General features: G+C 56.9%; 18 protein-coding genes. 17 read left to right on the top strand and 1 reads right to left on the bottom strand.

Annotated elements, in window-relative coordinates; all coding sequences use genetic code 11:
• Positions 1-201 precede the first annotated feature (201 nt).
• Both ravA and viaA read left to right on the top strand, forming a co-directional pair.
• A complete protein-coding gene (gene ravA / locus ACJ8IM_RS16950; protein WP_086556989.1) occupies positions 202-1,710 on the top strand; it encodes an ATPase RavA in 1,509 nt (502 codons plus the stop codon).
• A 2-nt stretch (positions 1,711-1,712) separates the two neighbouring features.
• Positions 1,713-3,176 (top strand): ATPase RavA stimulator ViaA, encoded by a 1,464-nt coding sequence (gene viaA, locus ACJ8IM_RS16945; protein ID WP_033649569.1) that lies wholly within the window; start codon positions 1,713-1,715, stop codon positions 3,174-3,176.
• Between the two features lie 6 nt (positions 3,177-3,182).
• Here viaA and asnA read toward each other — a convergent pair whose 3' ends face one another.
• Positions 3,183-4,175 (bottom strand): aspartate--ammonia ligase, encoded by a 993-nt coding sequence (asnA, locus tag ACJ8IM_RS16940; RefSeq protein WP_033653943.1) that lies wholly within the window; start codon positions 4,173-4,175, stop codon positions 3,183-3,185.
• A gap of 155 nt (positions 4,176-4,330) precedes the next feature.
• Between asnA and asnC the strand changes: the two genes are divergently transcribed.
• From asnC to glmS, 15 genes are all read left to right on the top strand, one after another.
• Complete coding sequence (gene asnC, locus ACJ8IM_RS16935; protein ID WP_004933786.1) at positions 4,331-4,792, top strand: transcriptional regulator AsnC; 462 nt, start codon at positions 4,331-4,333, stop codon at positions 4,790-4,792.
• Between the two features lie 100 nt (positions 4,793-4,892).
• A complete protein-coding gene (gene mioC / locus ACJ8IM_RS16930; RefSeq protein ID WP_033649568.1) occupies positions 4,893-5,333 on the top strand; it encodes an FMN-binding protein MioC in 441 nt (146 codons plus the stop codon).
• Positions 5,334-5,713: 380 nt separating this feature from the next.
• Positions 5,714-7,603, top strand: a complete 1,890-nt coding sequence (mnmG, locus tag ACJ8IM_RS16925) for a tRNA uridine-5-carboxymethylaminomethyl(34) synthesis enzyme MnmG (RefSeq protein ID WP_033649567.1) — start codon at positions 5,714-5,716, stop codon at positions 7,601-7,603.
• A 138-nt stretch (positions 7,604-7,741) separates the two neighbouring features.
• Entirely contained in the window at positions 7,742-8,362 is a 621-nt protein-coding gene (gene rsmG, locus ACJ8IM_RS16920) for a 16S rRNA (guanine(527)-N(7))-methyltransferase RsmG (protein WP_033649566.1), read from the top strand.
• Between the two features lie 639 nt (positions 8,363-9,001).
• Positions 9,002-9,385 carry a F0F1 ATP synthase subunit I gene (atpI, locus tag ACJ8IM_RS16915; protein ID WP_004933796.1) on the top strand — a complete coding sequence of 128 codons (384 nt, stop codon included), beginning with the start codon at positions 9,002-9,004 and terminating at the stop codon, positions 9,383-9,385.
• Between the two features lie 22 nt (positions 9,386-9,407).
• Positions 9,408-10,187 (top strand): F0F1 ATP synthase subunit A, encoded by a 780-nt coding sequence (atpB, locus tag ACJ8IM_RS16910; protein WP_025160299.1) that lies wholly within the window; start codon positions 9,408-9,410, stop codon positions 10,185-10,187.
• Positions 10,188-10,236: 49 nt separating this feature from the next.
• The gene (gene atpE, locus ACJ8IM_RS16905) at positions 10,237-10,476 is read left to right on the top strand and encodes a F0F1 ATP synthase subunit C (RefSeq protein ID WP_004093904.1); all 240 of its coding nucleotides are present in this window, start codon (positions 10,237-10,239) and stop codon (positions 10,474-10,476) included.
• Positions 10,477-10,533: 57 nt separating this feature from the next.
• Positions 10,534-11,004 carry a F0F1 ATP synthase subunit B gene (atpF, locus tag ACJ8IM_RS16900; protein ID WP_004933804.1) on the top strand — a complete coding sequence of 157 codons (471 nt, stop codon included), beginning with the start codon at positions 10,534-10,536 and terminating at the stop codon, positions 11,002-11,004.
• A gap of 14 nt (positions 11,005-11,018) precedes the next feature.
• Positions 11,019-11,552, top strand: coding sequence for a F0F1 ATP synthase subunit delta (gene atpH, locus ACJ8IM_RS16895; protein ID WP_033649565.1), 534 nt, complete (start codon positions 11,019-11,021; stop codon positions 11,550-11,552).
• 12 nt (positions 11,553-11,564) lie between these two features.
• Positions 11,565-13,106, top strand: a complete 1,542-nt coding sequence (gene atpA, locus ACJ8IM_RS16890) for a F0F1 ATP synthase subunit alpha (RefSeq protein WP_004933808.1) — start codon at positions 11,565-11,567, stop codon at positions 13,104-13,106.
• 59 nt (positions 13,107-13,165) lie between these two features.
• Positions 13,166-14,029, top strand: a complete 864-nt coding sequence (gene atpG, locus ACJ8IM_RS16885) for a F0F1 ATP synthase subunit gamma (RefSeq protein WP_004933811.1) — start codon at positions 13,166-13,168, stop codon at positions 14,027-14,029.
• 32 nt (positions 14,030-14,061) lie between these two features.
• On the top strand, positions 14,062-15,444 hold the full coding sequence (gene atpD / locus ACJ8IM_RS16880) for a F0F1 ATP synthase subunit beta (protein WP_004933813.1): 1,383 nt from the start codon (positions 14,062-14,064) through the stop codon (positions 15,442-15,444).
• 20 nt (positions 15,445-15,464) lie between these two features.
• Positions 15,465-15,884, top strand: a complete 420-nt coding sequence (locus tag ACJ8IM_RS16875) for a F0F1 ATP synthase subunit epsilon (RefSeq protein WP_004933814.1) — start codon at positions 15,465-15,467, stop codon at positions 15,882-15,884.
• A 290-nt stretch (positions 15,885-16,174) separates the two neighbouring features.
• Positions 16,175-17,548: a bifunctional UDP-N-acetylglucosamine diphosphorylase/glucosamine-1-phosphate N-acetyltransferase GlmU gene (gene glmU / locus ACJ8IM_RS16870; RefSeq protein WP_033653944.1), complete on the top strand. Its 1,374-nt coding sequence runs from the start codon at positions 16,175-16,177 to the stop codon at positions 17,546-17,548.
• Between the two features lie 149 nt (positions 17,549-17,697).
• Positions 17,698-19,527 (top strand): glutamine--fructose-6-phosphate transaminase (isomerizing), encoded by a 1,830-nt coding sequence (gene glmS, locus ACJ8IM_RS16865; RefSeq protein ID WP_033649563.1) that lies wholly within the window; start codon positions 17,698-17,700, stop codon positions 19,525-19,527.
• The last annotated feature ends 273 nt before the right edge of the window (positions 19,528-19,800 follow it).

Here is a 19,800-nt window from a genome sequence, read left to right as displayed (position 1 = left end):
AGAAAGCCGCACAGTATGCACCATTTATACGGCTTGCCTACCCTTATATCAGAGCCGAAAAATAAACAAAATGTGAACCGGATATCCGGCTCAACTTAGAAAAATATTACTAATCAACAAGCTATACCACTAAAAATAATGGTGGTTTATCATCGGATTATCGACCAAGATTGGCTAACTCTCGGACAATGCGACAATTATATGACGCCATCATCCCTTCTGGCAGAACGAATTTCCCGCCTCAGCAGCGCGCTGGAGAGCGGTCTTTATGAGCGGCAAGAAGCGATTCGCCTGTGCCTGCTGGCGGCGCTGAGCGGCGAAAGCGTATTCCTGCTCGGCCCGCCCGGCATCGCCAAGAGCCTGATCGCGCGCCGGCTGAAGTTTGCCTTCCGCAACGCCCGCTCCTTTGAATACCTGATGACGCGCTTTTCCACGCCGGAAGAGGTCTTCGGCCCGCTCTCCATTCAGGCGCTGAAAGATGAGGGGCGCTATCAGCGCCTGACCGCCGGCTACCTGCCGGAAGCGGAGATCGTGTTTCTGGACGAGATCTGGAAGGCCGGCCCGGCGATCCTCAACACCCTGCTGACGGCGATCAACGAACGGCGCTTTCGCAACGGCAACAGCGAAGAACCGATCCCGCTGCGCCTGCTGGTCACCGCCTCCAACGAACTGCCCGAAGCGGACAACAGCCTCGAAGCCTTATATGACCGCATGCTGATCCGCCTGTGGCTGGATAAGGTGCAGGATAAGCAGAATTTCCGCTCGCTGCTGGTCAACCGCCAGAGCGAAAGCCAAAACCCGGTGCCGGCGGCGCTGAGCGTCAGCGACGAAGAGTTTCTGCAGTGGCAGCCGCAGATCGATAAGGTGGCGCTGCCGGAAGCCTGCTTTGAGCTGATTTTCCAGCTGCGCCAGCGGCTGGACGCGCTGGAACAGGCGCCGTACGTCTCTGACCGACGCTGGAAAAAGGCCCTGCGCCTGCTGCAGGCCTGCGCCTTCTTCAGCGGGCGCGACGCCATCGCCCCGCTCGACCTGATGCTGCTGAAAGACTGCCTGTGGCACGATCTCACCTCGCTGAAGCTACTGCAACAGCAGATCGATCAGTTGCTGACCGAATCGGCCTACCAGCAACAGTCGATGCTGATCCAACTGCAACAAATCCACACCCGCTGGCTGCAGGATCAGCAGCAACAAAGCGACCGGCAGGCCATCAGCCTGGTGAAAAAGGGCGGCATGTTCAGCCGTAAACCGCAATACGCGCCGGCCACGCCGTTCGCCGGCGGCACCCTCACCCTGTTGCTGCAAAAGCCGCTGCAGCTGCATGACATTCAGGTCAACCATCTGAGCATCGAAAGCAGCGTGCTGGACAACTGGCTGCAAAAAGGCGGCGACGTGCGCGCCAAGCTGAACGGCATCGGCTTCGCGCAGCCGATCGATTTGGAGGTCGACGACCAACTGCACCTGACGGTGCTGGACGTCAGCCGCCAGCCGTCGCTGCTGGCGCTGCCGGGCAAACAGGCCACCGCCACGCCGCAGGCGCTGCTGGACGAAATGGACGCGTTGGCCCAACGCCTGGCGGAGCAGCGCCGCGCCTTCAGCCAACATCAGCCCTGTCTGTTCACACCCGCCGCCGGTCTGGCCAAGATCGAAGCCAGTCTGCTGCAGGTGGCGGAGCAGGTTAAACAGCAACTGCAGCAAATGCGCGGCCAGTAACCATGCTCAGTCTGGAGACGCTCGATCTGCTGCTGGCGATCGCCGAAGGCGAAATGATCGAGGAGATGATCGTCGGCATGCTGGCGGCGCCGCAGCTGTCGGTGTTCTTTAAAAAGTTTCCGGCCCTTCGCCGGGCGCTGGATCGCGATCTGCCACGCTGGAAACTGCAGCTCAAGGAGCGTCTGCAAGAAGCTATGGTGCCGCCGGCGCTGGCGCAGGAATTTTACCGCTACCAACAGTGCCAGCTGGAGAACAACACCCAGTTCTATCACAACCTCAACGACACGATGGAGCTGCTGCGCCAGCTGGTCTCGCCGTTTTATGAACAGGCGCGCGCGCTGGTGGACGCCGCCGATCTGCCCAATCATCCGCTGGACGACAGCTTCCAAACCCTGTTCCTGCAGCGCTGGCGCATCAGCCTGACGCTGCAGGCCACCATGCTGCACCACCAGCTGCTGGAACAGGAGCGCGAGCAACTGATGGCGGAACTGCAGGAGCGATTGGCGCTGAGCGGCGCGCTGGAGCCGCTGCTGTCGGAAAACGACACCGCCGCCGGCAGGCTGTGGGACATGAGCAAAGGCCAGCTACAGCGCGGCGATTACCAGCGGCTGGTGGAGTACGGCAACTTTTTGCAGCAGCAGCCGGAGCTGAAAAAGCTGGCGCAGCAGTTGGGCCGCAGCTATCAGGCCAAGGCGGTGCAGCAACAGGACGCGCAGCCGGAGCCGTTCAGGGTGATGGTGCAGGTGCCGGCCACGCTACCGGAAGAAGTGAGCGGCATTCATCAGAGCGACGACATCCTGCGCTTGCTGCCGCCGGAGCTGGCGACGCTGGGCATTGAAGAGCTGGAGTTCGAATTTTATCGCCGCCTGCTGGAAAAGCGACTGCTGAGCTACCGCCTGCAGGGCGACGTCTGGCAGGAGCAGATCCTGATCCGCCAGGTCACCCACCAGCAGCAGGATCAACAGCCGCGCGGGCCGTTTATCGTCTGCGTGGACACCTCAGGATCGATGGGCGGCTTCAACGAACAGTGCGCCAAGGCGTTCTGCCTGGCGCTGCTGCGCATTGCGCTGGCGGACAACCGCCGTTGCTACATCATGCTGTTCGCCAACCAGATCGTGCATTACGAGCTCACCGCCGCCAGCGGCATCGAACAGGCGGTGCGCTTTCTCGGCCAGCAGTTTCGCGGCGGCACCGATCTGGCGGCCTGCCTGAACGCCACCGTCACTAAAATGGCGGAGAGCGGCTGGTTCGACGCCGATGCGGTGATCATTTCCGATTTTATCGCTCAGCGGTTGCCGGAGGAGGTAATAAAGAAGGTGAAACAGCAGCAGCAAAGCCACCAGCAGCGTTTCCATGCGGTGGCGATGTCCGCCTACGGCAAACCCGGCATCATGCGCATCTTCGATCATATCTGGCGCTTCGATACCGGGCTGAAAAGCCGTTTGATGCGCCGCTGGCGGCGCTAGGCGGGATCAGAGCAGGCCTTCGACCGCCCCGCGCACTTCCGGCGACCACACGCCGCACTGCACCTGGCCGATATGCGACAGTTGCAGCAGCAGCATCACCAAGCGCGACTGACCGATGCCGCCGCCGATGGTCTGCGGCATATCGCCGCGCAGCAGCGACTGGTGCCACTCCAGCTTCATGCGCTCTTCATCGCCGGTCAGCGCCAGCTGACGTTTCAGCGCGGCGGCGTCGACGCGGATGCCCATAGAGGACAGCTCGAAAGCGTCCTGCAGCACCGGGTTCCACACCACGATATCGCCGTTCAGGCCCGCCAGGCCATCCGCCGCCAGCGTGGTCCAGTCATCATAATCCGGCGCCCGCACATCGTGCGATTTGCCGTGCGACAGCTTGCCGCCGATGCCGATCAGGAATACCGCGCCCAGCTCTTTGGCGATCGCCCGCTCGCGCCCTTTGGCGTCCAGATCCGGGTAACGCTGCAGCAGGGTTTCGCTGTGCACAAAGTGGATCTGTTCCGGCAGGAACGGGGTCAGACCATGCTCGCGGCTGACTTCCGCCTCCGTCGCCTTGATGGCGGCGTAAATGCTGCGCACGGTGCTTTTCAGGTAGTCCAGGCTGCGCTCTCCGTCGCCCATCACCCGCTCCCAGTCCCACTGATCGACGTACACCGAGTGGATAGGCGTCAGGCGATCTTCATCCGGGCGCAGCGCCTTCATATGGGTGTACAGGCCTTCGCCGGCGCCGAAATCATAGCTGCCCAGCGTTTTACGTTTCCATTTCGCCAATGAATGCACCACTTCGAAGGTGGCGTCCGGCAGGGTTTTCACCTTAACCTGCACCGCTTTCTCGCTGCCGGAGAGGTTATCCTGCGTGCCGTCGCCCAGACGGCTGAGGATCGGCGCCTGCACTTCGATCAGGCCAAGCTGTTGCTCCAGCTGGCGGGAGAAGAAGGATTTGACCTGGCTGATTTGTTGTTGTTTTTGGATAAACTGTTTTTTCATTGCCGTATCTCTTGTAAACCTGTCTCTGTTGCCATCGATTAAGCAACAAAATGACATGTCAATTCAATATCCATTAATCAATATTGCCTTTTCACTTTTAATCGTTCATTTTTATCCGGACAGAATTCAACAATCGTTAATTAATGGGGGATTAAATGGCGGAAATTTATCAGATCGATAATCTCGATCGCGGCATCCTCAACGCTCTGATGGACAACGCGCGCACGCCGTACGCCGAACTGGCGAAAAACTTTGCCGTCAGCCCCGGCACCATTCATGTGCGGGTAGAGAAGATGAAACAGGCCGGGATCATCACCGGCGCGCGCATCGACGTCAGCCCCAAACAGCTGGGCTACGATGTGTGCTGCTTTATCGGCATCATATTAAAGAGCGCCAAGGACTACCCTTCGGCGCTGAAAAAGCTGGAAAGCCTGGAGGAAGTGGTGGAAGCCTATTACACCACCGGCCACTACAGCGTCTTTATCAAGGTGATGTGCCGATCGATCGACGCACTGCAGCAGGTACTTATCAACAAGATCCAGACCATCGACGAGATCCAGTCTACCGAAACGCTGATCTCGCTGCAGAACCCCATTATGCGCACCATCGTGCCGTAACCCGCCAAATTGCATACCCACATTATCCACAGGTAGATCCCAGCCGATTCACAGCGTACAATGCAGCCACTTTGAGTGAGAAGGTTGGGATCGTTGGTTCATGGCAGATATTACTCTGATCAGTGGCAGTACGCTTGGCAGCGCCGAATACGTGGCTGAACATTTGGCTGAAAAGCTGGAAGACGCGGGTTTCTCTACCGAGATGCTGCACGGCCCTGAACTGGATGAACTGCCGTTGACCGGCCGCTGGCTGGTAGTCTCTTCCACGCACGGCGCCGGCGAACTGCCGGATAACCTTCAGCCGCTGCTGGAGCAGATCGCCGAACAACAGCCGGATCTTTCCGAGGTGCAGTTCGGTGCCGTCGGTTTGGGCAGTTCGGAATACGACATCTTCTGCGGCGCGATCAAACAGATCGACGATCTGCTGATCGCCAGAGGCGCGAAAAGGATCGGCGATCGTCTCGAGATCGACGTAACCGAGCATGAAATTCCCGAGGATCCGGCCGAGGAATGGGTAAAAAACTGGATTAATTTACTCTAGTTTGTCTAAAGATCGCGCGAACGATTGTGGATAACTAAGCTTAAAAGCAGGGTAAAAGCCGTAGTTATCCAAATAACAACCGTAGGTCGCTTTTTGTCCTGTGTATAACAAGCCTTTTAGATCCCAGCTTATCTGCGTCGGGATCACCGATCATTCACAGCAAACGATCCTCCTTAATCTGCTGATCTTCTTCGTGAATAGTTACTTATCCACAGAGGATCGCGATCCTAATAAGAGATCTAATAAAGAGATCTTTAAATAAAAAAGATCTTCTTTTAATTACCGACGATCCTGACCGCTTGGTCGATCGTCTAAACTTGAGTAGAATCCCCCACCCCAGGGCAAATACGATCGTTCGCAATACGGCGAGGTGCAGTTCCATGTTTTATCCAGATCAATTTGACGTCATCATCATCGGTGGTGGCCATGCAGGTACCGAGGCCGCCATGGCCGCGGCGCGCATGGGGCGTCAGACTTTATTATTGACACACAATATCGATACGCTGGGACAGATGTCCTGTAACCCGGCGATTGGCGGTATTGGTAAAGGGCATCTGGTTAAGGAAATTGATGCACTCGGCGGCCTGATGGCCACGGCGATCGATCATGCCGGCATCCAGTTTAGGATACTAAACGCCAGCAAAGGCCCTGCCGTTCGCGCTACTCGCGCGCAGGCGGATCGCGTACTGTATCGCCAGGCGATCCGCACCGCGTTGGAGAACCAGCCCAACCTGATGATCTTCCAACAGCCGGTTGAGGATCTGATCGTCGAAAACGATCGCGTAGTGGGCGCCGTCACCCAAATGGGCCTGAAATTCCGCGCCAAAGCGGTGGTATTGACCGTCGGCACCTTCCTGGACGGCAAGATCCATATCGGCCTGGAGAATTACAGCGGCGGCCGCGCCGGGGATCCTCCTTCGATCTCGCTGTCGCAGCGTTTGCGTGAGCTGCCGCTGCGCGTCAACCGCTTGAAAACCGGTACGCCGCCGCGCATCGACGCCCGCACTATCGATTTCAGCGTACTGGCGCCACAACACGGCGATACGCCGGTGCCGGTATTCTCGTTCCTGGGCGATGCCAGCCAGCACCCGGAACAAATGGCGTGCTACATCACCCACACCAATGAAAAAACCCATGACGTGATCCGCAATAACCTCGATCGCAGCCCGATGTATGCCGGGATCATCGAAGGGATCGGCCCACGTTACTGCCCGTCGATCGAAGACAAGGTCATGCGCTTTGCCGATCGCAACGCGCACCAGATCTTCCTCGAACCGGAAGGCCTGACCAGCAACGAAATTTACCCTAACGGCATTTCCACCAGCCTGCCGTTCGACGTGCAGATGCAGATCGTCCGTTCGATGGAAGGGATGCAGAACGCGCGTATTATTCGCCCTGGTTATGCCATCGAGTACGATTTCTTCGATCCGCGCGATCTGAAGCCGACGCTGGAAAGCAAATTCATTCAGGGGCTGTTCTTCGCCGGCCAGATCAACGGCACCACCGGGTATGAAGAAGCCGCTGCGCAGGGCCTGTTGGCCGGCCTGAACGCCGGGCGCTTCGCCGACGAACAGGAAGGCTGGGCGCCACGTCGCGATCAGGCCTACCTGGGGGTGCTGGTGGACGATCTCAGCACCCTCGGCACCAAAGAACCGTACCGCATGTTTACCTCGCGCGCCGAGTATCGTCTGATGCTGCGCGAAGACAACGCCGATCTCCGCCTGACGGAAAAAGGCCGTGAACTCGGCCTGGTGGACGACGTGCGTTGGGCGCGTTACAGCGAGAAGCTGGAGCGAATCGAACGCGAACGTCAGCGCCTGCGCGACATCTGGATGCACCCGCACGCCGAGAACGTCGAACAGGTCAATGCGCTGCTGAAAGCGCCGCTGTCGCGCGAAGCGAACGGCGAAGAGCTGCTGCGCCGCCCGGAGATGGATTACGCGCAGTTGACCGGCACCGAGGCCTTCGCGCCGCCGCTGGACGACGTACAAGCCGCCGAACAGGTCGAGATCCAGGTCAAATACGAAGGCTACATCGCTCGTCAGCAGGAAGAGATCGAAAAACAACAGCGCAACGAGAACACCGTGCTGCCGTTGGATCTCGACTACCGTCAGGTTTCTGGGCTGTCGAACGAGGTGATCGCCAAGCTGAACGATCACAAACCGAACTCCATCGGCCAGGCTTCGCGCATCTCCGGCATTACGCCGGCGGCGATCTCGATTTTGCTGATCTGGCTGAAAAAGCAGGGACTGCTGCGCCGCAGCGCATAAATCCCGCATCCAGGCGGCCGTTTGCTCATCCCGTAGCCAAACGGCCGCTGACATCACTTGCGCCCTGAATTATCATAGGCGCCTCATTGCGCCAGCTAACCATCCGCTGGTCGTTCAGCGCCTGCCAAAGGATCCGTTGTGCAAAAAAAATTAGACTCGCTGCTCGCGGCAGCAGGCATTGAGCTGCCCGATCAGCAGAAACAGCAGCTGCTGGGCTATGTCGGCATGCTGGATAAGTGGAACAAGGCTTATAACCTCACGTCGGTGCGCGATCCGCAGCAAATGCTGGTGCGCCACATCCTCGACAGCATCGTGGTCAACCCGCATCTGCAGGGCTCGCGTTTTATCGATGTCGGCACCGGCCCCGGCTTGCCGGGCATTCCGCTGGCGATCGTGCGCCCGGACGCGCATTTCACGCTGCTCGACAGCCTGGGCAAGCGCGTGCGTTTCCTGCGTCAGGTGCAACATGAGCTGGGCCTGAACAATATCGAGCCGGTGCAGAGCCGCGTTGAGGAGTTTCCGGCCGAGCCACCGTTCGACGGCGTGATCAGCCGCGCGTTCGCTTCGCTGCAGGATATGCTGTCTTGGTGCCATCACCTGCCGGCGAAAGGGCAGGGGCGTTTTTACGCGTTGAAAGGCGTGCGCCCGGATGAAGAGCTGGCGCAGTTGCCGGCGGGCGTTAGCCTGGAGTCTATCGTGCGGCTGCAGGTGCCTGAACTGGAAGGCGAACGCCATCTGGTGATTCTTAAGGCAAACTGAGTTTGCTTTTGATCAAACAAGCGTGAATTAAAGGCAGTACCAGGCAGAAAGATAAGCAGGCTAATTAGTTGGTCGCTTTTTTTAGTTAATTTACTTCCTATTAACACAAAAAACGCGGCTAATTAGCGACAATAGAGTAATTGCATTTGGAAATAGTCACGTTAGCAATCATGTGCGAAAGATTGGCGTTTGCTGCTAATGTTAATTGGCTGTTGGAATATTGCCCCGCTGCTTGTCAATAAAAGGTTTTCATCGGGTATACGGATTGTTTTTGAACAGTTAACTGATAATGTTTTGATTTATATAATCTTTTGATCGCTCAAATTGCTAAAGACGGTTTGGTTGACCATCGGCTATAAATCAGGAAGGGACATTACTGTGATCGGCTTCGCGTTTCTAAACGCAACGCTGGAATAATCAGACAATTAAATGCGCCCTATTATTCCGACCGTTTTCTTGTGAAAATAGGCTGGAATAGGGAAATTTAAATAATTGTTCACCTTTTCGCTACTTATCGATTGAATTCGTTGGTATGCCCCGTATAATTTGCTCGTTTTTTGCTGCTTGACTCAGGACAGCAAAAACAGTTGTATACGTCACTCAGCATACCCCCTCTGGGGTACGGAGAGAACAAACGTCATGTCTGTGTCCCTTTACAGCGGGAAAGTCGCACGCAAACTGCTGTTTTTGCAGTTAATGACTTTTGTTCTGATCAGCGTTGCTTTCTGGCTGAAAAGCCCGGAATGGAGCGCTTCGGCGCTGGCAGGCGGTCTCGCCGCCTGGTTGCCGAGTGCAATGTTTATGCTGTTTGCCTTGCGCCATCAGGCGCAAACGCCGGCGCCCGGTAGGGTTGCCTGGTCGTTCGCCATCGGCGAGGGGCTAAAGGTCGTGATCACCATCGTTTTGCTGATCGTGGCGCTGGGGGTGTTCAAGGCGGAGTTTATACCGCTTGGCCTGACCTATTTAGCGGTGTTAGTGGTGCAGATAGTGGCACCGGCCGTGATTAACAGTTACCGAACTTAACTAAATAAGGGTAAGAGGCATCATGTCTGCAGGAGAAGTCTTGACTCCACAGGAGTATATCGGTCACCACCTGACGCAGCTTCAGGTCGGGACTGGGTTTTGGTCGATTAACCTCGACTCGATGTTTTTCTCCGTCGTCCTCGGGGCGCTCTTCCTGGTGATCTTCCGCAAAGTGGCCAAAAACGCCACCAGCGGCGTGCCGGGTAAACTGCAAACCGCCGTGGAGCTGGTGGTCGGTTTCGTCGACAGCAGCGTGCGCGACATGTACCACGGCAAGAGCAAGGTCATTGCGCCGTTGGCACTGACCGTGTTCGTCTGGGTGTTCCTGATGAACCTGATGGACCTCATCCCGGTTGACTTCCTGCCTTATCTCGGCACCCACGTTCTCGGTCTGCCTGCGCTGCGCGTCGTGCCTACCGCCGACGTGAACGTCACGCTGTCTATGGCGCTGGGCGTGTTTATCCTGATTCTGTTCTATAGCATCAAAATGAAAGGCGTTGGCGGGTTCGTTAAAGAGTTGACCATGCAGCCGTTCAACCACCCTGTATTCATTCCTATCAACCTGATTCTTGAAGGTGTCAGCCTGCTGTCCAAACCTGTTTCACTGGGTCTGCGACTGTTCGGCAACATGTATGCGGGTGAGTTGATCTTCATCCTGATTGCCGGCCTGTTGCCGTGGTGGTCACAGTGGGTCCTGAGCTTGCCTTGGGCTATCTTCCACATCCTGATCATTACGCTTCAAGCCTTTATTTTCATGGTTCTGACGATCGTCTATCTGTCGATGGCGTCTGAAGAGCACTGATTTTCTTAAAACACTTGCACTTTTAAACTGAAACAAACTGGAGACTGTCATGGAAAACCTGAGTATGGATCTGCTGTACATGGCTGCCGCTGTGATGATGGGTTTAGCGGCAATCGGTGCTGCGATCGGTATCGGCATCCTGGGTGGTAAATTCTTGGAAGGCGCTGCTCGTCAGCCTGACCTGATTCCTCTGCTGCGTACACAGTTCTTTATCGTTATGGGTCTGGTCGACGCCATCCCGATGATCGCTGTAGGTCTGGGTCTGTACGTGATGTTCGCCGTCGCGTAAGTAGAGCAACCCTCTACGACGTAACCAAACTATTAACTTTTAAAGAGGCATTGTGCTGTGAATCTTAACGCAACAATCCTCGGCCAGGCCATCGCGTTCGTTCTGTTTGTCTGGTTCTGCATGAAGTACGTATGGCCGCCGATCATGGCTGCCATCGAGAAACGTCAGAAAGAAATCGCTGACGGCCTCGCTTCTGCAGAGCGTGCCAAAAAAGATCTGGACTTAGCGCAAGCCAATGCGACCGACCAGCTGAAAACTGCTAAAGCAGAAGCTCAGGTGATCATCGAGCAAGCGAACAAACGCAAAGCTCAGATCATGGATGAAGCGAAAGCCGAAGCCGAGCAGGAACGTAACAAAATCGTGGCGCAGGCTCAGGCTGAGATCGAAGCCGAACGTAAGCGCGCTCGTGAAGAGTTGCGTAAGCAAGTCGCGATGCTGGCAATTGCCGGCGCCGAGAAGATCATCGAACGTTCCGTGGATGAAGCTGCTAACAGCGACATCGTTGATAAACTGGTCGCTGAACTGTAAGGAGGGAGGGGCTGATGTCTGAATTTGTCACTGTAGCTCGCCCCTACGCCAAAGCAGCTTTTGACTTTGCCGTTGAGCACCAAAGCGTAGAGCGCTGGCAGGAAATGCTGGCGTTTGCGGCTGAAGTCACTCGCAATGAACAGATTTCTGAACTGCTGTCTGGCGCGGTCGCGCCAGAAACGCTGTCCAAGACGTTCATCGCGGTTTGTGGCGATCGGCTCGACGAACATGGCCAGAACTTTATCCGCGTAATGGCCGAAAATGGACGTTTACTGGTTCTTCCTGCCGTGCTGCAGCAGTTCATCGAACTGCGCGCCTCGCTGGAATCCACCGTCGAAGTCGAAGTGCTCTCTGCGAGCGCGCTGAGCGACGAACAGCAGGCGAAAATCGCCGCTGCGATGGAAAAACGTCTGTCACGCAAAGTTAAGCTGAATTGCAAAATTGACAAGTCTGTACTGGCCGGCATCGTTGTTCGCGCCGGCGATATGGTGATTGATGGCAGCGTTCGCGGTCGTCTTGAACGCCTGACAGACGTCTTGCAGTCTTAAGGGGACTGGAGCATGCAACTGAATTCCACCGAAATCAGCGAACTGATCAAGCAGCGCATTGCTCAGTTCAATGTAGTGAGCGAAGCTCACAATGAAGGTACTATCGTTTCCGTCAGCGACGGGATCATCCGCGTACACGGCCTGGCCGAAGTTATGCAGGGCGAAATGATCGCGCTGCCTGGCAACCGTTACGCAATCGCATTGAACCTGGAGCGCGACTCCGTAGGTGCCGTGGTTATGGGTCCGTACGCGGATCTGGCCGAAGGCATGAAGGTTAAATGCACCGGCCGTATCCTGGAAGTTCCAGTCGGTCGTGGTCTGCTGGGCCGCGTAGTTAACACCCTGGGCGCGCCAATCGACGGCAAAGGCCCGATTGAGAACGACGGTTTCTCTCCGGTAGAAGCTATCGCGCCAGGCGTTATCGAGCGTCAATCCGTTGATCAGCCGGTTCAGACTGGCTACAAATCCGTTGATGCCATGATTCCAATCGGCCGTGGCCAGCGTGAGCTGGTGATCGGTGACCGTCAGACCGGTAAAACCGCGCTGGCGATCGATGCGATCATCAACCAACGCGACTCCGGCATCAAATGCGTTTACGTGGCTATCGGCCAGAAAGCGTCCACCATCGCTAACGTGGTGCGCAAACTGGAAGAGCACGGCGCACTGGCCAACACCATCGTGGTGGTGGCGACCGCTTCCGAATCCGCTGCACTGCAATACCTGGCGCCATACGCCGGTTGCGCAATGGGCGAATACTTCCGTGACCGCGGTGAAGATGCGTTGATCGTGTACGATGACCTGTCCAAACAGGCCGTTGCTTACCGCCAGATTTCCCTGCTGCTTCGTCGTCCGCCAGGTCGTGAAGCTTACCCAGGCGACGTATTCTACCTGCACTCCCGCTTACTGGAGCGTGCAGCGCGCGTTAACGCCGAATACGTTGAAGCCTTCACCAAAGGTGAAGTTAAAGGCCAAACCGGTTCACTGACCGCTCTGCCGATCATTGAAACCCAGGCGGGTGACGTTTCCGCGTTCGTTCCGACCAACGTAATCTCGATTACCGATGGTCAGATCTTCCTGGAATCCAACCTGTTCAACTCCGGTATTCGTCCGGCAGTTAACCCGGGTATCTCCGTATCCCGTGTTGGTGGCGCCGCGCAGACCAAGATCATGAAGAAACTGTCCGGCGGTATCCGTACCGCGCTGGCGCAGTATCGTGAACTGGCTGCGTTCTCCCAGTTCGCATCCGATCTGGACGACGCGACCCGCAAACAGCTGAGCCACGGTCAGAAAGTGACCGAGCTGCTGAAACAGAAACAGTATGCGCCGATGTCGGTCGCACAACAGTCTCTGGTGCTGTTTGCCGCAGAACGCGGTTACCTGAACGACGTCGAAGTCGCCAAAGTGGTGAGCTTCGAAGCCGCGCTGGTCGCCTATGCGGACCGCGAGCACGCCGAGCTGCTGAACCACATCAACCAAACTGGCAACTTCAATGATGAGATCGAGGGCAAGTTGAAAGACATCCTCGAGACCTTCAAGAAAACCCAGTCCTGGTAACGCCGAACGGTCCTGCTGTTGAAAGACAGCAGGCCGTCTGGCACTGAGGAGAAGCAGAGATGGCCGGCGCAAAAGAGATACGTAGTAAGATCGCTAGCGTGCAAAACACGCAAAAGATCACTAAAGCGATGGAAATGGTCGCCGCCTCCAAAATGCGTAAATCGCAGGATCGCATGGCGGCCAGCCGTCCTTATGCAGAGACCATGCGCAAAGTGATTGGTCACCTTGCGTTAGGGAATCTGGAGTACAAGCACCCGTACCTGGATGAGCGTGACGTTAAGCGCGTCGGGTATCTGGTGGTGTCTACTGACCGTGGTCTCTGTGGCGGCTTGAACATCAACCTGTTCAAAAAGCTGCTGGCGGAGATGAAAGCCTGGTCCGAAAAAGGCGTCGAAACCGATTTGGCGCTGATTGGCTCTAAAGCAGCCTCTTTCTTTGGTTCCGTGGGTGGCAACGTGGTTGCCCAGGTGACCGGCATGGGGGACAAACCTTCCCTGTCGGATCTGATCGGGCCGGTGAAAGTGATGCTGCAGGCCTACGACGAAGGTCGTTTGGACAAGCTGTACATTGTCAGCAACAAATTTGTTAATACGATGTCCCAAGAGCCGCAGGTGCTTCAGCTGCTGCCGTTACCGCCAGCCGATGACGAAGAGCTGAAGAAAACGCCTTGGGATTACCTGTATGAACCCGATCCAAAAGTGCTGCTTGATACCTTGCTGCGCCGCTATGTGGAGTCGCAGGTTTATCAGGGCGTCGTGGAAAACCTGGCCAGCGAGCAGGCCGCACGAATGGTCGCGATGAAAGCCGCAACCGATAACGGCGGTAGCCTGATCAAAGAGCTGCAGTTGGTATACAACAAGGCGCGTCAGGCCAGCATCACTCAGGAACTCACCGAGATCGTTTCGGGAGCCTCCGCGGTTTAAGCTAGGTTTACGAATTACGTAGAGGATTCAAGATGGCTACTGGAAAGATTATCCAGGTAATCGGCGCCGTGGTGGACGTCGAGTTCCCTCAGGATGCCGTACCGAAAGTGTACGACGCCCTTGAGGTAGAAAACGGCACCGAAAAACTGGTGTTGGAAGTTCAGCAACAGCTGGGCGGTGGCGTGGTTCGCTGTATCGCAATGGGGACCTCCGACGGTCTGCGTCGCGGTCTGAAAGTGAACAACCTGGACCACCCGATTGAAGTGCCGGTGGGTAAAGCTACCCTGGGCCGTATCATGAACGTATTGGGTCAACCGATCGACATGAAAGGCGACATCGGTGAAGAAGAGCGTTGGGCGATTCACCGCGCGGCGCCAAGCTACGAAGAGCTGTCCAGCTCCCAGGAACTGCTGGAAACCGGTATCAAGGTAATGGACCTGATTTGTCCGTTCGCCAAGGGCGGTAAAGTGGGTCTGTTCGGCGGTGCGGGCGTGGGTAAAACCGTAAACATGATGGAGCTGATCCGTAACATCGCGATCGAGCACTCCGGTTATTCCGTGTTTGCGGGCGTGGGCGAGCGTACTCGTGAGGGTAACGACTTCTACCACGAAATGACCGACTCCAACGTTCTGGACAAAGTATCCCTGGTTTACGGCCAGATGAACGAGCCACCAGGTAACCGTCTGCGCGTTGCGCTGACCGGCCTGACCATGGCGGAGAAATTCCGTGACGAAGGCCGTGACGTTCTGCTGTTCGTTGACAACATCTACCGTTACACCCTGGCCGGTACCGAAGTGTCCGCACTTCTGGGCCGTATGCCATCCGCGGTAGGTTATCAGCCAACGCTGGCGGAAGAGATGGGCGTTCTGCAAGAACGTATCACCTCGACCAAGACCGGTTCCATCACTTCCGTACAGGCCGTTTACGTTCCTGCGGATGACTTGACTGACCCGTCACCAGCCACCACCTTTGCGCACTTGGACGCAACCGTGGTACTGAGCCGTAACATCGCTTCTCTGGGTATCTACCCGGCCGTTGACCCGCTGGATTCCACCAGCCGTCAGCTGGATCCGCTGGTTGTTGGCCAGGAGCACTACGACGTAGCGCGTGGCGTGCAGTCCATTCTGCAACGCTACCAGGAACTGAAAGATATCATCGCGATCTTGGGTATGGACGAGCTGTCTGAAGAAGACAAACTGGTCGTATCCCGTGCGCGTAAGATCCAACGCTTCCTGTCTCAGCCGTTCTTCGTGGCAGAAGTCTTCACCGGTTCTCCGGGCAAGTTCGTATCGCTGAAAGACACCATCCGTGGTTTCAAAGGCATTATGGACGGCGACTATGACCACCTGCCGGAGCAGGCGTTCTACATGGTTGGCACCATTGAAGAAGCAGTGGAAAAAGCCAAGAAACTGTAACGCCTTGAGAGGAGGGTGATATGGCTATGACTTACCATCTGGATGTAGTCAGCGCGGAAAAACAGATGTTTTCCGGCCTGGTGCAGAAGATCCAGGTGACAGGCAGCGAAGGTGAACTGGGGATCTTCCCTGGCCATGCGCCGCTGCTGACTGCCATCAAGCCTGGCATGGTGCGTATTGTTAAGCAGCACGGTGAAGAAGAGTTCATCTACCTGTCCGGCGGCATCCTCGAGGTGCAGCCGAGCGTGGTTACCGTGCTGGCGGACACTGCTATCCGTGGTACTGACCTCGACGAAGCGAGAGCGTTGGAAGCTAAGCGTAAAGCTGAAGAACACATTCGCAGCTCTCATGGCGATGTCGACTATGCTCAGGCATCCGCTGAACTGGCGAAAGCGATCGCGAAACTGCGCGTTATCGAGCTCACCAGAAAAGCGATGTAATGTTTGGGTGCAAAGCACCCAACTTTAAGAAAGCGGCCTATAGGGTCGCTTTTTTTTTACTTTAAAATAAGCATTTCAGCCCGGCGGGCGGTGTGGTGTATAACCCCTGATATCGGGAAATAAACGTCGCCGATCGCCGACAGTTTTTTCGTCCCGGCGCCGAATTGGCCACGATAGCGGCAGGCCAAGGCCCACGCGGCCTGCGCCGGGTTCGTGATGAGAAATATGTAGTAATATTGTCGCTAAACGGTTTTACTTTCGTCTATCAAAATGGAGTTATCAGGTTGCTTATGTCGAACAGCGCAATGAGCGTGGTTATCCTCGCCGCGGGCAAGGGAACACGCATGTATTCCGATCTTCCCAAGGTTTTACATCCGTTGGCCGGTAAGCCGATGGTGCAACACGTCATTGATGCCGCGATGAAACTGGGCGCGCAACATGTTCACCTGGTATACGGCCACGGCGGCGATCTGCTGAAAAGCACGTTGACTGACGGCGCGCTGAACTGGGTGCTGCAGGCCGAGCAATTGGGTACCGGCCATGCAATGCAGCAGGCCGCGCCGCACTTTGCCGACGATGAAGACGTGCTGATGCTGTACGGCGACGTGCCGTTGATCTCCGTGGATACGCTGCAACGCCTGCTGGCGGCCAAACCGCAGGGCGGTATCGGTCTGCTGACGGTCAAGCTGGACGATCCGAGCGGCTACGGCCGCATCGTGCGCGAGCAGGGCAACGTGGTGGGCATCGTCGAACACAAGGATGCCAACGAGGCGCAGCGCCAGATCAACGAGATCAATACCGGCATCCTGGTGGCGAACGGGTGCGATCTGAAGCGCTGGCTGGGGATGTTGAATAACGACAACGCACAGGGCGAGTTTTACATCACCGATATCATTGCGTTGGCCCATGCCGACGGCAAGAAAATCGAAACCGTGCACCCGTCGCGCCTGAGTGAAGTGGAAGGCGTGAACAACCGCCTGCAGCTGGCGACCCTGGAGCGCGTCTTCCAGTCGGAACAGTCTGAAAAGCTGCTGTTGGCCGGCGTGATGCTGCTGGATCCGGCGCGTTTTGACCTGCGCGGGGAACTTGTTCACGGCCGCGACATCACTATTGATGCGAATGTGATTATCGAAGGTCACGTCAAGCTGGGCGACCGGGTGAAAATCGGCGCCGGCTGCGTGCTGAAAAACTGCGTGATCGGCGATGACTGCGAGATCAGCCCTTACAGCGTGCTGGAAGACAGCGTGCTGGAAGCCGACTGCACCGTGGGGCCGTTCGCCCGCCTGCGCCCTGGCGCGGAGCTGGCGGCAGGGGCCCACGTCGGCAACTTCGTGGAAATGAAAAAGGCGCGTTTGGGCAAAGGCTCCAAGGCCGGTCACCTCAGCTACCTGGGCGATGCCGAAATCGGCGATGACGTGAATATTGGCGCCGGCACCATCACCTGCAACTACGATGGCGCCAACAAGCACAAGACGCTGATCGGCGACGGCGTGTTCGTCGGTTCCGATACTCAGCTGGTGGCGCCGGTGTCGGTCGGCAAAGGCTCCACCATCGCCGCCGGCACCACGGTGACGCGCGATATCGCCGAGAACGAACTGGTGCTGAGCCGCGTCAAGCAGGTGCACATTCAGGGCTGGCAACGCCCGGTGAAGAAGAAATCATAGTGTGTTTTGCGTTGGGCTCCGTTCAGAGCCCAATACAAAACATAATAACCCCCACCATCTACAGGCTCGGGGACGCACGGTAAAACCGGCAAAAATCAGGTCAAGACATCGAAAGCGCCCATGAAGGGCGTTCATTAGGAATACAACTGATGTGTGGAATTGTAGGCGCAGTAGCGCAACGTGATATCGCAGAAATCCTGTTGGAAGGTTTACGCCGTCTCGAGTACCGCGGTTACGACTCCGCCGGTCTGGCGGTGGTCGACGAAAAAGGCAACGTCAGTCGCCTGCGTCGCGTAGGCAAGGTGCAAAAACTGGCCGAAGCGGCGGAGCAGACCGATCTGCACGGCGGTACCGGCATCGCTCACACCCGCTGGGCAACGCACGGTGAACCGACCGAAGCGAACGCGCACCCGCATGTTTCCGACTACATTACCGTGGTGCATAACGGCATCATCGAAAACCACGAACCGCTGCGCGAACTGCTGATCGAACGCGGTTACCGCTTCAGCTCCGAAACCGACACCGAAGTGATCGCGCACCTGGTGCACTGGGAACAACAACAGGGCGGCACGTTGCTGGAAGTGGTTCAGCGCGTGATCCCACAGCTGCGCGGCGCTTACGGCACCGTGGTGATGGACAGCCGCGATCCGAGCGTACTGGTCGCGGCGCGCTCCGGCAGCCCGCTGGTTATCGGCCGCGGCGTCGGGGAAAACTTCATCGCTTCCGATCAGCTGGCGCTGCTGCCGGTCACCCGCCGCTTCATCTTCCTGGAAGAAGGCGACGTGGTGGAAGTGACTCGCCGCACCGTCAACATCTTCGACAAGCAGGGCAACGCCATCGAGCGCCCTGAGATCGAATCCCAGGTGCAGTATGACGCCGGCGATAAGGGCGCTTACCGTCACTACATGCAAAAAGAGATCTACGAACAGCCACTGGCGCTGAAAAACACCCTGGAAGGGCGTTTCAGCCATGGCCAAATCAACCTGAGCGAGCTGGGCCCGCGCGCCGACGAGCTGCTGGCCAAGGTGCAGCACGTGCAGATCATCGCCTGCGGGACTTCTTACCACTCCGGTATGGTGGCGCGCTACTGGTTTGAAGCGTTGGCCGGCGTGCCGTGCGACGTCGAGATCGCGTCCGAATTCCGTTACCGCAAATCGGCGGTGCGTCCGGGCAGCCTGATCATCACCCTGTCGCAGTCCGGCGAAACTGCCGATACGTTAGCGGCGCTGCGCTTGTCCAAAGAGCTGGGTTATCTCGGTTCGCTGGCCGTTTGTAACGTGGCCGGCTCTTCGCTGGTGCGCGAATCGGATCTGGCGTTGATGACCAAAGCGGGCACGGAAATCGGCGTGGCCTCGACCAAGGCCTTCACCACGCAGCTCACCGTGCTGTTGATGCTGGTGGCGCGTCTGGGCCGCCTGAAAGGCATGGCGGAAAGCGTGGAGCAAGAGATCGTGCATGGCCTGCAGGCGCTGCCGGCGCGTATCGAGCAGATGCTGTCGATGGATAAAGAGATCGAAGCGCTGGCGGAAGGGTTCTCCGACAAGCACCATGCGCTGTTCCTCGGCCGCGGCGATCAGTATCCAATCGCCATGGAAGGGGCGCTGAAGCTGAAAGAGATCTCCTATATTCACGCCGAAGCCTATGCGGCGGGTGAGCTGAAACACGGCCCGCTGGCGCTGATCGACGCCGATATGCCGGTGATCGTGGTGGCGCCGAACAACGAACTGCTGGAAAAGCTGAAGTCCAACATTGAAGAAGTGCGCGCGCGCGGCGGCCAGCTGTACGTGTTCGCCGATCAGGACGCCGGCTTCGTCAGCAGCGAAGGCATGACCATCATTCCTCTGCCGCACGTCGAGGAAATCGTGGCGCCGATCTTCTACACCGTGCCGTTGCAGCTGCTGTCTTACCACGTGGCGCTGATCAAAGGCACCGACGTTGACCAGCCGCGCAACCTGGCGAAGTCTGTCACCGTAGAGTAATCTGCCGCAGGTAAACTGCAAAAGCCGGCCTTTGCGCCGGCTTTTTTCATGAGCGGCCTTAAAGATGACAGCGCGACCGATTCGGCGATAAACATTGTCATATTCAAGCGGATAGGCCGCGCCAAACCGTTTTTTTATTGCACGTCAATTGCGCTGTTTTTTGACTAATTAATTGATTTTTAAAGAAACAAACGCCTCTCTGGCGCACTGTAATATAACTGTCATATTGCGTACATTTTTCTGTCACCAAACTGTCCTATTTTCCCTCCTGCA

The organism is Serratia sp. CY33525, from assembly GCF_052169115.1.
Lineage (GTDB): Bacteria > Pseudomonadota > Gammaproteobacteria > Enterobacterales > Enterobacteriaceae > Serratia > Serratia sarumanii.
This window is presented reverse-complemented; position numbering and strand designations above follow the sequence as displayed.

What these genes read in the sequence shown, in the direction of transcription:
- ravA (WP_086556989.1), top strand. Translation starts at nt 202, where the DNA reads ATGACGCCATCATCCCTTCTGGCAGAACGAATTTCCCGCCTCAGCAGC.
- viaA (WP_033649569.1), top strand. Translation starts at nt 1,713, where the DNA reads ATGCTCAGTCTGGAGACGCTCGATCTGCTGCTGGCGATCGCCGAAGGC.
- asnA (WP_033653943.1), bottom strand. Translation starts at nt 4,175, where the DNA reads ATGAAAAAACAGTTTATCCAAAAACAACAACAAATCAGCCAGGTCAAA.
- asnC (WP_004933786.1), top strand. Translation starts at nt 4,331, where the DNA reads ATGGCGGAAATTTATCAGATCGATAATCTCGATCGCGGCATCCTCAAC.
- mioC (WP_033649568.1), top strand. Translation starts at nt 4,893, where the DNA reads ATGGCAGATATTACTCTGATCAGTGGCAGTACGCTTGGCAGCGCCGAA.
- mnmG (WP_033649567.1), top strand. Translation starts at nt 5,714, where the DNA reads ATGTTTTATCCAGATCAATTTGACGTCATCATCATCGGTGGTGGCCAT.
- atpI (WP_004933796.1), top strand. Translation starts at nt 9,002, where the DNA reads ATGTCTGTGTCCCTTTACAGCGGGAAAGTCGCACGCAAACTGCTGTTT.
- atpB (WP_025160299.1), top strand. Translation starts at nt 9,408, where the DNA reads ATGTCTGCAGGAGAAGTCTTGACTCCACAGGAGTATATCGGTCACCAC.
- atpE (WP_004093904.1), top strand. Translation starts at nt 10,237, where the DNA reads ATGGAAAACCTGAGTATGGATCTGCTGTACATGGCTGCCGCTGTGATG.
- atpH (WP_033649565.1), top strand. Translation starts at nt 11,019, where the DNA reads ATGTCTGAATTTGTCACTGTAGCTCGCCCCTACGCCAAAGCAGCTTTT.
- atpA (WP_004933808.1), top strand. Translation starts at nt 11,565, where the DNA reads ATGCAACTGAATTCCACCGAAATCAGCGAACTGATCAAGCAGCGCATT.
- atpG (WP_004933811.1), top strand. Translation starts at nt 13,166, where the DNA reads ATGGCCGGCGCAAAAGAGATACGTAGTAAGATCGCTAGCGTGCAAAAC.
- atpD (WP_004933813.1), top strand. Translation starts at nt 14,062, where the DNA reads ATGGCTACTGGAAAGATTATCCAGGTAATCGGCGCCGTGGTGGACGTC.
- ACJ8IM_RS16875 (WP_004933814.1), top strand. Translation starts at nt 15,465, where the DNA reads ATGGCTATGACTTACCATCTGGATGTAGTCAGCGCGGAAAAACAGATG.
- glmU (WP_033653944.1), top strand. Translation starts at nt 16,175, where the DNA reads ATGTCGAACAGCGCAATGAGCGTGGTTATCCTCGCCGCGGGCAAGGGA.
- glmS (WP_033649563.1), top strand. Translation starts at nt 17,698, where the DNA reads ATGTGTGGAATTGTAGGCGCAGTAGCGCAACGTGATATCGCAGAAATC.